The sequence below is a fragment of the Anaeromyxobacter oryzisoli genome (assembly GCF_022690765.1).
Classification (GTDB): Bacteria; Myxococcota; Myxococcia; order Myxococcales; family Anaeromyxobacteraceae; genus Anaeromyxobacter; species Anaeromyxobacter oryzisoli.
The window spans coordinates 19,563-31,985 of the sequence record NZ_JALCZA010000055.1 but is presented as its reverse complement, the minus strand read 5'-3'; the positions used below and the strand labels follow the sequence as shown (position 1 = coordinate 31,985).

At 74.5% G+C, this 12,423-nt stretch carries 11 protein-coding genes; all 11 read right to left on the bottom strand.

Features of this window, described 5'->3' with window-relative positions:
• Positions 1 to 599: 599 nt before the first annotated feature.
• Positions 600 to 1,265 (bottom strand): guanylate kinase, encoded by a 666-nt coding sequence (gmk, locus tag MNZ27_RS16395; RefSeq protein WP_242395171.1) that lies wholly within the window; start codon positions 1,263 to 1,265, stop codon positions 600 to 602.
• Positions 1,255 to 2,130, bottom strand: coding sequence for a YicC/YloC family endoribonuclease (locus tag MNZ27_RS16390; RefSeq protein ID WP_242395170.1), 876 nt, complete (start codon positions 2,128 to 2,130; stop codon positions 1,255 to 1,257). Before MNZ27_RS16390 ends, gmk begins: the two co-directional genes overlap by 11 nt.
• Positions 2,131 to 2,265: 135 nt before the next feature.
• Positions 2,266 to 2,433 carry a Trm112 family protein gene (locus MNZ27_RS16385; RefSeq protein WP_242395169.1) on the bottom strand — a complete coding sequence of 56 codons (168 nt, stop codon included), beginning with the start codon at positions 2,431 to 2,433 and terminating at the stop codon, positions 2,266 to 2,268.
• Between the two features lie 68 nt (positions 2,434 to 2,501).
• The gene (locus MNZ27_RS16380) at positions 2,502 to 2,987 is read right to left on the bottom strand and encodes an adenylyltransferase/cytidyltransferase family protein (RefSeq protein ID WP_242395168.1); all 486 of its coding nucleotides are present in this window, start codon (positions 2,985 to 2,987) and stop codon (positions 2,502 to 2,504) included.
• Positions 2,984 to 3,994, bottom strand: a complete 1,011-nt coding sequence (locus MNZ27_RS16375; protein WP_242395167.1) for a bifunctional heptose 7-phosphate kinase/heptose 1-phosphate adenyltransferase — start codon at positions 3,992 to 3,994, stop codon at positions 2,984 to 2,986. Before MNZ27_RS16375 ends, MNZ27_RS16380 begins: the two co-directional genes overlap by 4 nt.
• A gap of 9 nt (positions 3,995 to 4,003) precedes the next feature.
• Complete coding sequence (locus tag MNZ27_RS16370) at positions 4,004 to 4,918, bottom strand: lysophospholipid acyltransferase family protein (protein WP_242395166.1); 915 nt, start codon at positions 4,916 to 4,918, stop codon at positions 4,004 to 4,006.
• Complete coding sequence (gene lpxK / locus MNZ27_RS16365; protein ID WP_242395165.1) at positions 4,915 to 6,066, bottom strand: tetraacyldisaccharide 4'-kinase; 1,152 nt, start codon at positions 6,064 to 6,066, stop codon at positions 4,915 to 4,917. The genes MNZ27_RS16370 and lpxK overlap by 4 nt, the downstream gene beginning before the upstream one ends.
• Positions 6,063 to 7,061 carry a lipopolysaccharide heptosyltransferase II gene (waaF, locus tag MNZ27_RS16360; protein ID WP_242395164.1) on the bottom strand — a complete coding sequence of 333 codons (999 nt, stop codon included), beginning with the start codon at positions 7,059 to 7,061 and terminating at the stop codon, positions 6,063 to 6,065. Before waaF ends, lpxK begins: the two co-directional genes overlap by 4 nt.
• The gene (locus MNZ27_RS16355) at positions 7,058 to 8,338 is read right to left on the bottom strand and encodes a 3-deoxy-D-manno-octulosonic acid transferase (protein WP_242395163.1); all 1,281 of its coding nucleotides are present in this window, start codon (positions 8,336 to 8,338) and stop codon (positions 7,058 to 7,060) included. Before MNZ27_RS16355 ends, waaF begins: the two co-directional genes overlap by 4 nt.
• A gap of 13 nt (positions 8,339 to 8,351) precedes the next feature.
• A complete protein-coding gene (locus MNZ27_RS16350; protein ID WP_242395162.1) occupies positions 8,352 to 10,187 on the bottom strand; it encodes an ABC transporter ATP-binding protein in 1,836 nt (611 codons plus the stop codon).
• 121 nt (positions 10,188 to 10,308) lie between these two features.
• On the bottom strand, positions 10,309 to 12,384 hold the full coding sequence (locus MNZ27_RS16345; protein ID WP_242395161.1) for an elongation factor G: 2,076 nt from the start codon (positions 12,382 to 12,384) through the stop codon (positions 10,309 to 10,311).
• Positions 12,385 to 12,423: the final 39 nt, after the last annotated feature.

Sequence of the window (12,423 nt, the reverse complement as noted above, 5' to 3'; positions counted from 1 at the left end):
GTCCGCATTCCGTCGTAGGCTTGCTATTCAGTTTTCAAAGACCGAGCCCTGCTCCCCGTCCCGAGCCGACTCGCTCGCTCCGGGCCTCGCCGCCTCGTGAGTCCCGAAGACTCACCGCTGCGTTCGAGGAGGGCGGCTTTTACCCCGCCGTCCTGCTTCCGTCAAGAGGCAACTCAGAGCGCTTCGCTCGTCGCTGCTTCTCGACGCGAGGGAGGTGACTTCTACATCACCTCGTCTCATCCCGTCAACCGCTCGGCCGCTCTCATCGAGCCGCCGAGCCGTGGCGAGGGGCGCTGTATCTAGCCGCTCCCCGTCGTTCCGTCAAGCCCCCGCGAGCCTTGCAGCTCGTCGGGCGGCCCTTCGGCGACTGGCCATTCATCGTGCCAGTCCGGGTCCCTTCGCGGAAGGTCAGCCCGCGCTCTCGCGTCTGACGGCCCCTTCCGTGTCAGGGGCGCGCCTTATACCGACGGGCAGCCGCCTGCGTCAAGCGACTATTTTCGGTCGGCGCTCCCTGCCGTAGCTAAACGTAGGTTCACCCGCCCCTGCGGCAAACAGCCCGCCAGGGGCCAACGCCCAGCGCGTGCGCCCAGTGACCGGCTTCACTCCCGCCAGCCAGCGAGGGGTACCACGCCTCGCCTGCATACAGCGGCGAGCCGGGCGGCCGCCTCGTCGGGCGGTCCCCCGCGGAGCGCGCGCTCGTGACGCGCGATCGCCTCGAGCTTCGCGTCGGCGTCGGCCAGGACGTCGTTCACGATGACGTAATCGTAGCCGGCGAGCCCCCTCGCCACCTCGGCGCGCGCCCCGGCGAGGCGCCGCCGGATCACCTCCTCGCTGTCGGTCGAGCGCCCGCGGAGCCGGCGCTCGAGCTCCGCCATCGACGGCGGCAGCACGAAGACCGTCGCGGTCTCGCGCGGCCACGCTGCCTTGATGAGCGAGCCGCCCTGCACGTCGATGTCGAAGATCGCGATCCGGCCAGCCGCGAGCGCCTCCCCGACGGTCGCGCGAAGCGTCCCGTACCGCGCGCCGTGCACCTCGGCCCACTCGGCGAACGCGCCCTCCCCGACCAGCGCGGCGAACCGTTCGGGCGAGACGAAGTGATAGTCCACGCCGTCGCGCTCCGCCCCGCGCGGCGCCCGCGTCGTGGCCGAGATCGAGAACACGGCGTCCGCGTGCGCCGCCCGGAACCGGTGCGCCAGCGTCGTCTTGCCGGCGCCGGACGGCGCCGAGAGGACGAGCAGCAGCCCCGGCGCCGCCTCACTCGACATTCTGCACCTGCTCCCGCATCCGCTCGATCTCGGCCTTGAGGCCGACCACGAGGGACGCGAGCTCCGCGCTCTGCGACTTCGAGCCGATGGTGTTCACCTCGCGGTGCATCTCCTGGACGAGGAAGTCGAGCTTGCGCCCGGCCGGATCCGAGCCCGCCAGGAGCACCCGGGCCTGCGCCACGTGGCTGCGGAGCCGGGTGATCTCCTCGGCGACGTCGGTCCGGTCGGCGAACAGCGCGATCTCCTGCACGAGGCGCGCGGGATCCAGCGCCACGCCGCCGGTCAGCTCGGCGATCCGCTCGGCGAGCCGCCGGCGCTGTTGCTCGACGACGCGCGGCGAGAGCTCGGCGACGCGGGCGACCGAGGCCTCGACGACGCCCAGGCGGGACTCGAGATCGCGCGCGAGGGCCTCTCCCTCCCGGGCGCGCATCGCGACGAGCGCGTCGAGCGCGGCGCCGAGCGCGGTCGCGAGCGCGCTGCGGGCCCCCTCCACGTCCACCGCGCGCTCCGCCAGGCGGATGACGCCCTCCGCCGAGAGCACGTCGCCGAGCGTCACGGCCCCGGGGAGCCCGAGCCGCGCCTGGACCTCGGCGAAGGCTCGGGCGTACGACTCGGCGAGCGCGACGTCCACCTGGGGGGCGACCGAGCCGCCGAGCGCGGTGCGGCGGACCGAGACGTCGACGCCGCCGCGCGCGAGGCAGTCCTTCACGACGCGTACCGCCTCCTGCTCGAGCGACGCGAGCTCGCGCGGGAGCCGGACCTTCACCTCGCAGTACTTGTGGTTGACCGACCGGACCTCGACGTCGATCTCCTCGCCGGCCGTCGCTCCCCGGCCCGCGCCGAACCCCGTCATGCTGCGGATCATCGCTGCCCTCGGCCCTGGCGCATAATGCCCGGGACCGTAGCGTCCGAGGCGTGGAGCGTCAAGGCGCGGGCGGGACGCGCGGAGGAGTCCGCGCGCCTCGGCACGGCCCCTCGCCGCGCGGCGTCACCATCGAGATCAGAAGGGCTTCGCCTCGTCGAGGAGCATCACCGGGATGCCGTCCTCGACGCGGAACACGAGCCGGCACGCGTTGCAGCGGATCTCGTCCGCCTCCTCGCGGAACTCGAGCTCCCCCTTGCACTTCGGGCAGGCCAGGATCTCCTTCAGCTCCGGCGCGAGCGCCATGGCGTTCACCTCCGCGGGTAGGTTAGGGCCCGGCGCGGGCGGCCGGCAAGCGCCGGTCACCGTCACCGTCACCGTTCGGCGTCGAGCTTCGCGATGAGCTCGGTGGTGGAGTGCTGCTTCGGGTCGCCCGCCACCGCGACCCGCCCGCCGTAGGCGCGGACCTCGGCCGCCTCCGGGATCGTCTCGGGCGTGTAGTCCGTCCCCTTCACCTGCACGTCGGGCCGCAGCGCGCGGATCACCGGGACGACGTCCCTCGAGTCGAAGATCACGACGTGGTCCACGCAGGCGAGCGCCTCGACGATCTCGGCGCGCTCGGCCTCGGGGACCACCGGCCGCGCCGGCCCCTTGTTCGCGCGGGTCGAGGCGTCGCTGTTCACCGCCACGACGAGCAGGTCGGCCTCGCCCTTCGCCCCCTGGAGGTAGCGCAGGTGGCCGACGTGGAAGAGATCGAACACCCCGTTCGCGAGCGCGATGGTCTTCCCCGACGCGGACGCGCGGGCGCGCAGGGCGGGGAGGTCCGCGAACGCGAGCCGCTTCGTCGCGCGCGCGCTCACGGCTTGAGCAGCTCCGCCGCGAGCTCCTCGCGCGTCACCGTCGCCGTCCCGGGCTTCTGGACGACGAGCGCGCCGGCGACGTTCGCGAGCCGGGCGGCCGTCACGGGGTCGCCGCCCGCCGCGATCCCGGCGCTGTACGCGGCGGCGACCGTGTCGCCGGCGCCGGTCACGTCCACCGCGTCGCGGCTGCCGTGCGCCTCGACGTGCACTGGCGGCACGCCGGGGCGGAACACCGACATGCCGTTCCGGCCGCGCGTGACGAGGAGGACCTCGCAGCCCACGCGGCGCAGCAGCGCGCGCGCGGCCTTCTCCACGCCGTTCGGCTGCGAGAGCGAGACGCCCGACGCCGCCTCGAGCTCCACCTCGTTCGGCTTCACCATGGTGAGCTCGGTGTACGCCCGCAGGTTGTACCGGGAGTCCACGCAGACGGGGGTGCCGCCCCGCTTGACGCGGCGGAGCGCCTCGACGGCGGCGGACCCCAGGGCGCCCGAGCCGTAGTCGCTCGCGAGCACGGTCGCCGCGCGGCGCCCCGCGCGCTCGAGCTCCTTGACCAGCTTCCGCTCGACGGCCGCCGGGATGGGCTCCGCCGGCGCGCGATCGAGGCGGAGCATCTGCTGCCGCCGCGTCGAGCGACCGCCCGCGAGGATCCGGGTCTTCGCCTCGGTGGGGCGACCCCGGACCCGGAGCAGCCCGGAGACGTCCACGCGGTTCGCCTCGAGCTGCGCCAGGAGCGCGGCGCCGGGCGCGTCGTCGCCGATCACGCCGATCGCGCGGACCTTCACGCCCAGCGCGGCGAGGTTCTGGGCGGCGTTGCCGGCGCCCCCCGCCTTGAGCTCGGAGGACTCGTAGCGCACGACCAGCACCGGCGCCTCGCGGCTCACCCGGTCGGTCTCGCCGTAGACGTACTCGTCCACCACGTAGTCGCCGACCACCACCACCTCCGCCTGCGAGAACGCGGGCAGCAGGGTGGCGAGCGAGGGCAGCTCCGGCTCCTGGAGGCGGCGCACGGCGGTGTCCTACCGCGCGGCGTCGTCGGGCGTCAATGCGGCGGCCGGCGGCGCGGCGGGCGCCGCGGGCGCCTCCCCCCGCCGCTTCCACCTGCGGTGCAGCCAGTACCAGCGATCCGGGTGGCGGCGGACGTAGCGCTCGAGCCGGTCGTTCAGGTCCTGCATGAACGCGAGGGCGTCGCGGTCGCGATCGCCCGTGTCGGGCGGGAAGAGGGGCCCCTCGATCACGGCGCGGTGGCGCCCGTCGCCGATCGGCACCGACAGGATGAAGACCACCGCCGCGCCGGTGCGCCGCGCGAGGATCGCCGGCGTCGGCGCGGTCGCGGCCGGCACGCCGAAGAACGTCGGGAAGAGGGCGCTGCGGCCGGGCTGGTTCTGGTCGATCACGTACCCGAGCACCCGGCCCGCCTTGAGCGAGCGGGTCGCCGCCTGGAGCACGTTCCCCTTCCCCACCACGAGGTCCTCGACCCCCGCCTGCTGCCGCCCCTTGCGCCAGAGGTCGTTCACGCCCGACTTGCCCATCTGCCGCGAGATCATGGTGATCGGCACGCCGCGGAGCGTGTGCGCGGCGGCGAGCAGCTCGAAGTTCCCGAAGTGGGCGGTGCAGGCGATGACGCCCTTCCCGAGCGCGCGCGCCCGCTCGTACGCCTCCCAGCCGTCGTAGACGAAGATCCGCTCGATCTCCTCCTTCGGCAGCGCGGGGACGCGGAGGAAGTCCGGCACGAGCTGGCCGAGGTTGCGGTAGGTCGCGCGGGCGATGGCGCGCCGCTCGGCCTCCGTCTTCTCGGGGAACGCGAGCCGGAGGTTCTCGAGGACGACACGCCGCCGGATCCCGAGCGCCCAGACGAGCGCCCCGAGGGCGGCGCCCGCGGCCATCAGCCAGCGGTGGGGGATGCGGACGAGCAGGAGGCCGAGGAGTCTCATGGCGGGGGTCCGGCCGGCGCGGCGCGCGCGGCGAGCGAAGGCGCGGCGCCGAGGCGAGCGGCGGCGCGGGCGAGGGCGGCGTCGAGCGCCGCGTCGAGCGCCTCCCCGCCGCGCACGATCTCCGCCTCGACGCGGACCACGCGGAGCCGCGCGTGCGCGGCGTCGCCGGCGGGCAGGCGGACGGCGTCCTTCTCGGTCGTGACGACGAGGGCGTCGTCCGCCGCGGACGCGGAGAGGATCGGGGCGAGCTCCGCGGAGGTGAATCGGTGGTGATCCGGGAACCGGCGCTCGGCCACGACGTCCGCGCCGAGCCCCTCCACGGTCCTGCGGAACCCGCCCGGGCGCGCGATGCCGGACAGGAGCACCACCCGGGCGCCGCGGAGCGCGCCGAGGCCGTAGGAGCGCTCCAGCCGGCCGTCGAGCACGTCGGACGGCGCGTGGCGCGACTCGACGGGCTCGCGCCCGGTCGCGGCCCTTGCGAGGGCGCGGAGCCCCTCCACCGCCGCGGGCTCGGCCTGGTCCACGCGCGAGAGCCACACCAGGCCGGCGCGGCGGAGCGCGGAGCGCGGCTCGCGGTTGGGGCCGGCGGGGAGGAGCCGGCCGTTGCCGAACGGGTTCGCGGCGTCGAGCACGACGACGTCGAGGTCCCGCGCGAGCGCCCGGTGCTGGAAGCCGTCGTCCAGGACGAGCGCGTCCGCGCCGAGGTCGCCCGTCGCGATCGGCGCGAGCGCCCCGCGGCGAGGGCCGCACAGGACGGCGACGCCGGGGAGCCGGCGCGCGAGCAGCACCGGCTCGTCGCCGCCCTCCTCGGCGCCGAGCCGCAGCGCCACGCCGTCGGAGACGACCCGCGGATCGGCGCGGGTCGCGCCGTAGCCACGAGAGAGGATCGCGACCCGCCGGCCGCGCCTCGCCAGCCGGGACGCGACCGCGATGGCGGCGGGCGTCTTCCCCGCGCCGCCGACGGCGACGTTCCCGATGGAGACCACGGGGGCGGCCGCCCGCGCGGCGCGGAGGAGCCCGCGGCCGTAGAGCCAGCCCCGCAGCGCCGCGACGGCGCGGAAGAGCAAGGACGCGAGGACGAGCGGGAGGAGGACGACCCGCGCGAGCGGGCCGGGGCGCCCCCACCAGATCGCCTCGACCGCGTTCATCTCCTGAGCATCTCGCGCGCCGCGGCGAGCACCGCCTCCGGCGCGAGGTCGGCGAGGCAGCGGTGGTGCCCCTCGGGGCAGTAGTCGCCGCCGTGGTTGGAGCAGGGCGAGCACTTGAGCCCGAGCGAGAGCGCGCGCCCGGGGGGCGGCGGCCCCCAGCGCGCCGACGAGGTCGGGCCGAAGAGCGCGAGCACCGGCGTGCCCACCGCCGTCGCGAGGTGCACCGGGCCGGAGTCGCAGGCCACGAGGAGCTGGACGCGGGCGATGGCGGCGGCGAGCGCGTCGAGCGGGAGGAAGGACAGGTCCGCCGCCACCTTGGCCCGGGTGCTGGCCCGGAACGCGGCGAAGGCGTCGCGGTCGCCCGGCCCGCCGCAGAGCACGATCGACACCCCCTCGGCCGCGAGGGCGTCCGCGACGGCGGCGAAGCGCTCGGCCGGCCAGCGCTTGGTCGCCCATCGCGCTCCGGGCGCGAGCGCGACGGCCGGCGCCTCGACGCCCTGGAGCGCGTCCGCCGCGAGGGCCCGCGCCTGCGCGGAGAGGCTCACCTTCACCGGCCCGGGGGCCTCGACGCCGAGCGGCGCGAGCGCCTCGGCGTAGAGCCGGGTCGCGTGCGCCCGCACGAGCGGCGGATCGGCGCCGAAGATCGAGAGGAAGGCCCGCATCGCCGAGCGGCGCTTGAAGGCCGTCCGGAGCGGCGCGGCGGCCCGGGCGACCAGCCCGCTCCGGATCTTGTTCTGGAGGTCCACGACGGCGTCGAACCGGCCGCGGAGCCGGCCCGCGAGCGGGAGCGCCGCGTTCGGGCCCTCCCGCCCGAGCCGGTGCACCTGGGCGATCTCGGGGAGGCCCTCGAGCAGCGGCGCGTACAGCGCGTCGGTCACCCACTCGATGCGGGCCTTCGGGAAGCGCGCCCGGAGCGGCTCGAGGACGCTCGTCGCGAGCACCACGTCGCCGAGCGCGCTGTACCGGATCACGAGGATGTTCTGAGGGTCGCTCACGCCGCCGCCTTGCCCCGCGGGAGGATGGAGAGCATGTGGTCCACGTTGCGGGCGCTCGCCCCCCGGATCTGGGTCACCGAGCGGCGCGCGAGCTCCCCGAGGTCGGCGAGCTGATCGGGGCGCGAGAGCAGCTCGTCGGCGACCTTGAGGAGCTGGTCGGGCGTCGCGACCTGCAGCCCTCCCCTCCCCTGCAGCACCTGGACCGAGTCCTTGAAGTTCTCCATGTGCGGCCCGAAGAGGACCGGCCGCCCCTGCGCGGCGGGCTCGAGGACGTTCTGGCCGCCGCGCGTCACGAAGCTCCCGCCGACGAAGACCAGCGTCGCGAGCCGGTACGCCACCGCCAGCTCGCCGATGGTGTCGAGGACGGTGACCTGGGCCCGGCCCGCCGCCGCGCCGCCGCTCCGGAGCCGGACCGAGAGCCCCGCCTCCCCCGCGAGCCCCATGATCCGGCCCGAGCGCTCGACGTACCGCGGGGCGATCACGAGCTGCAGCCCCGGGTGGCGCTCGAGGAGCCGCGCGTACACGCTGATCAGCAGCTCCTCCTCGCCCTCGTGCGTGGACCCCGCCATGAAGATCGGCCGCGCCGCGTCGAGCCCCATCTCGGCCCGGAGCGCGTCCTCCCGCCCCTCGGCGCCGTCGAGCACCAGCGCGTCGAACTTGGTGTTGCCGGTCACCCAGACCCGGTCCGGCGCCGCGCCGAGCGCGAGGACCCGCTCCGCCTCCTCGTCGGAGCGCATCAGGAAGCAGTCGATCCGCCGGAGCGGGTTCCCGATGAGGCCGAAGAGGATCCGGTACCGCGAGAGCTTCGCCGGGTTGAAGCGGCCGTTCGTGAGGGCGATCCGGGCGCCGGCCTCGCGCGCGGACCGGATCAGGTTCGGCCAGATCTCGGTGTACTCGAGGACGAGCAGGTCCGGGCGGAGCGCGGCGACCGCGCGGCGGGTCGCGCCCGGGAGGTCGTACGGTGCGTACACCACCACGTCGGCGACGTCGCCCAGCTTCCTGCGGGCCATCTCGATGCCGCTGTTGGTGATGGTGCTGACGATGACGCAGCAGCCCGGCAGGCGGGCCTTCAGCTCCCGCATCATGGGCTGGAGGGAGAGCAGATCCCCGGCGCTGGCGCCGTGCAGCCAGATGCGCGGCGAGCCCTCGCCGAGCGGGGCGGAGCGGTAGAGCCCGAGCCGGAGGGCGATCCCGTGGCGGAGCTTGGGGTGCGCGAGGAGCACCGGCAGGCCCACCAGGAAGAGGAGGTAGCTCGCGATGGCGTAGACGAGGTGCACGGCTGGCGCCTGTTTACTCGATGGTGACCGGGTTCGTGAAGCCCCCGGTGCCCTCGAAGATCGCGTTCAGGCGGGCGTACTCGCCCCCCTGCGCGACGAGCTCGTCGTGGCGCCCGGACTCCGCCACGCGCCCGCCGGAGACGACGACGATCCGGTCGGCGTTCCGGATGGTCGAGAGGCGGTGCGCGATGACGAGCGTGGTCCGGCCCAGGCCGTCGGCGCCGGCCATGAGGCCGTCGAGCGCCCGCTGGACCTCGCGCTCGCTCTCGGCGTCGAGGGCGCTCGTCGCCTCGTCGAGCACGAGGATCGCGGCCTGCTTGAGGAACGCGCGCGCGATGGCGATCCGCTGGCGCTGCCCGCCGGAGAGGAGCACCCCGTTCTCCCCCACCCGCGTCTCGTACCCGTCCGGCAGCGCCAGGATGAACTCGTGCGCCTGCGCGCGGCGCGCGGCGCGCTCGACCTCCTCGAGCGGCAGGTCCGGCCGGCCGTACGCGATGTTGGCGCGCACGGTGTCGTTGAAGAGGACCGTGTCCTGCGTCACGATCGCGAGCTGGGCGCGCAGGCTCGCGAGGGTCACGTCGCGGACGTCCACGCCGTCGATGGTGATCCGGCCGACGGTCGGATCCCAGAAGCGCGGGAGCAGGTTGGCGATCGTGGTCTTCCCGCCGCCGGAGGCGCCCACGAGGGCGACGACCTCGCCGCGCCGGATCTCGAGCGACAGGCCGTCGAGCACCGGCCGCGCGCCGTACGCGAACGAGACGTCCTCGTACCGGATCGCCTCCCGGAACGGGGCGAGGACCTTCCGGCCGCGATCGGGCACCGCGCTCGGCGTGTCGAGGATCTCGAAGATCCGGTCGCCGGCGGCGGCGCCCTGCATCGCCACCTGCCCCTGGCGCCCGAGCTGCTTCACCGGCTGGTAGAGGAGCATCACGGCCGCGATGAAGGAGAAGAACTTCGAGGCCTCGAGCTGGCCGGAGACGATCCGGCCGCCCACCCACCAGATCGCCGCCGCGAGCCCCGCCGCCGCCATCACCTCCATGAGCGGCGACGAGAAGCCGCGGGTGATGAAGTTCCGGCGCATGATCCGGATGTAGCGGTGGTTCGCGCCGGCGAACCGCGCCGACTCCCACCGCTCCATCCCGTACGCCTGCACCACGCGCATCCCGGAGATCGCCTCCTGCACCATCGAGGCGAGCTCGCCGCCGGTCCGCTGGGCGTGGCCGGTGTCCCGCTTCATCCGCTTCGCGAGCCGCACCACGGGGACGAGCGTGATCGGCACCGCGCCGAACGCGACGAGCGACATCCGCCAGTCGAGGACGAAGCAGTTCACGAACATCACCACGACGGTGAGGCCGTCGCGCAGGTACGTGGTGACCGCCCCGGAGACGGCCATGTCCACCGCGAGGACGTCCGCCGAGAAGCGCTGGAGGATGTCGCCGGAGCGTCGCCGGGCGTAGAAGCTCGGCGGCAGCGTGAGGAGGTGGTCGAAGAGCGCCCGCCGCACGTCCGCGATGACGCGCTGGCCGACCATGCCCATCAGGTAGAACTGCCCGAAGAAGGCGACGCCCTTCACCGCGGAGACGGCGACGATGACGAGCGGGAGCACCGCGAGCACCTGCGCCCGGTCCACCTTCGCGAGCTTCCCGGCGAGGTCGAGGGACGCCGGCGCGAACTTCGCGAGGCTCCCCACCGCGACGGAGCTGCCGGTGAAGAGGAACTCGAGCGCCGGCCCGAGGAGGTTCACGTACGCGGCGGTGGCGAGCGCCAGGACGAGCATGCAGCCGAGGGCTGCCGCGATCCGCCACTTGTAAGGGAGGGCGAAGCGGAGGAGACGGAGGTAGGCGCGCAAGCGGCCGCCATCCTATGCCAAAGGCGGGCCGCAGGCACCTGCGCCCATCCTGCGCCCAGCCCTGCGGCGACTTGCGGGCGCGCGGCCGGGCGATCGCCCGCCGCGCGCGGCGGCCCGCGGCCTACTCCTCGACCCCCTTCACCTTCCCCTCGGCCCGACGCCGCTCGATGATCTTCTGCGCGATGGGAGGCGGGACCGGCTCGTAGTGCGACCGCTCGACCGTGAAGTAGCCGACCCCCTGCGTGAGCGAGCGCAGATCGGCGTCGTACGTCATCGCCTCCGCGTGCGGGCAGAGGGCCCGGACCAGCACGCCGCGGGCGAGCGGCTCCATGCCCTGCACCTTCGCGCGGCGGCTGTTCAGGTCGCCCAGCACGGCGCCGACGTACTCCTCCGGCACGTGGACCTCGAGGCGCACGATCGGCTCGAGGAGGATGGGGCGCGCCTCCACCACCGCCTTCTTGAACGCCAGGGATCCCGCCACCTGGAACGCCATGTCCGAGCTGTCCACGTCGTGGTAGGTGCCGTAGACGAGCTTCGCCTTGAAGTCCACCACCGGGTAGCCGGCGAGCGGCCCGGCGGCGAGCGCGCCGCGGATGCCCTTCTCGACCGAGGGGATGAACTGCCGGGGGATCGCGCCGCCCACGATCGCGTCCTCGAACTCGAAGCCCTCCCCGCGCGCCTTCGGCGAGAGCTCGACGTGGGCGTCGCCGTACTGGCCGTGGCCGCCCGTCTGCCGCTTGAACTTTCCCTGCGCCTTCGCCGGCGCCGTGATCGTCTCGAGGTACGCGGGCGTGGGCGGCGAGAGCGAGATGTCGATGCCGTGCTTCCGCTTCACGCGCTCGACCGTCACCTCGATGTGCGCCTGCCCCATCCCCTGGAGCAGCATCTCGCCCGTGTCCGGCGCCCGGATCAGCTCGAGGGATGGGTCCTCCTCCACGACCTTGTGGAGCGCGGCGGCGGCCTTGTCGTCGCCCCCCTTGCCGTGGACGGCGTACGCCACGGGGCGGGTGTGGCGGCTGAGCTCCGGGAGGACGATCGGCTCGGCCGGATCGCACAGCGTGTCGCCGGTGCGGGCGTCCTTGAGCTTCACGAGCACGACGAACTCGCCGGGGCCGGCCTCCTTCACCTCGACGTTCTGGGCGCCGTCGGTCCGGTAGAAGTGCGGGACGCGCTCCTCGCTGCGGGTGCGCGGGTTCATCACCGTGGCGTCGGCCTTCAGGGTCCCGGAGAGGACGCGCAGGTAGTCGATCCGGCCGGCGAAGTGGTCGATGGTCGTCTTGAAGACCTGCCCGCAGAACGGCGCGGCGACGTCCGCCCGGCGGGTCACCTCGGCGCCGCGGAGGTCCTTCCCCTTCACCTCGCGCGCCGTCGCGTCCGGGAAGAGCTTCACCGCGAGCTCGAGCAGCTCGTGCACGCCGATCCCGCTCTTCGCGCAGGCCATGGCCACGGGCAGGAACCGCTGGGCCGCCGTGCCGGCGCGCAGGCCGCGGAGGAGCTCCTCCTCGTCGAGCGCCGCGCCGTCGAGGTACTTCCCGAGCAGCTCGTCGTCGGACTCCGCCGCCGCCTCGACGAGCGCGCTCCGCTGCCGCTCCGCCTCCTCGCGGACGTCGGGCGGGATCTCCTCTTCCGTGAAGCGCGCGAAGCCCTTCGGATCGTGCAGGTGCGCCCGCATCGCGAGGAGGTCCACCAGGCCGCGGCAGCGCGGCCCGGGGTGGATCGGGACCTGGAGGAGGAGCGGCCTCACCTTGAGCGAAGCCTCGAGGTCGGCGAGCGTCCGCTGCGCGTCGGCCGACTCGCCGTCCAGCCGCGTGACGACGGCGAACGCGGGGCGGCCGGACTCGGCGAGCACGTCGTACGGGCGCTCCGCCTTGTTGTGGACGCCCTCCGCGGCGGCGATCGCGAGGATCGCGCCGTCGGTCACCTGGAGCGCCCACTCCACCTCCGTGAGGAACGCGGCGAAGCCGGGGCAGTCCAGCACGTGGAACGACCGGCCGCCCTCCTCGAAGCTCTCCGGGTGCAGCGACAGCGTGAAGTTCCGCTTCTTCTCCTCCGGCTCCGCGTCGAGGCGGGCGGTGGAGCCGTCGGGCGCGGCGCGCCGCGAGTCGGCGACCCGGAGCAGCGCCTCGACGAGCGCGGTCTTGCCGGCGCCGTCTGGGCCGAGGATCGAGAACGTGCGGATCGGGCGGGGAGTGGCCATGGCGTGCATCTCCGGCAGCCCGCGCGCGTCCGCGGGGCG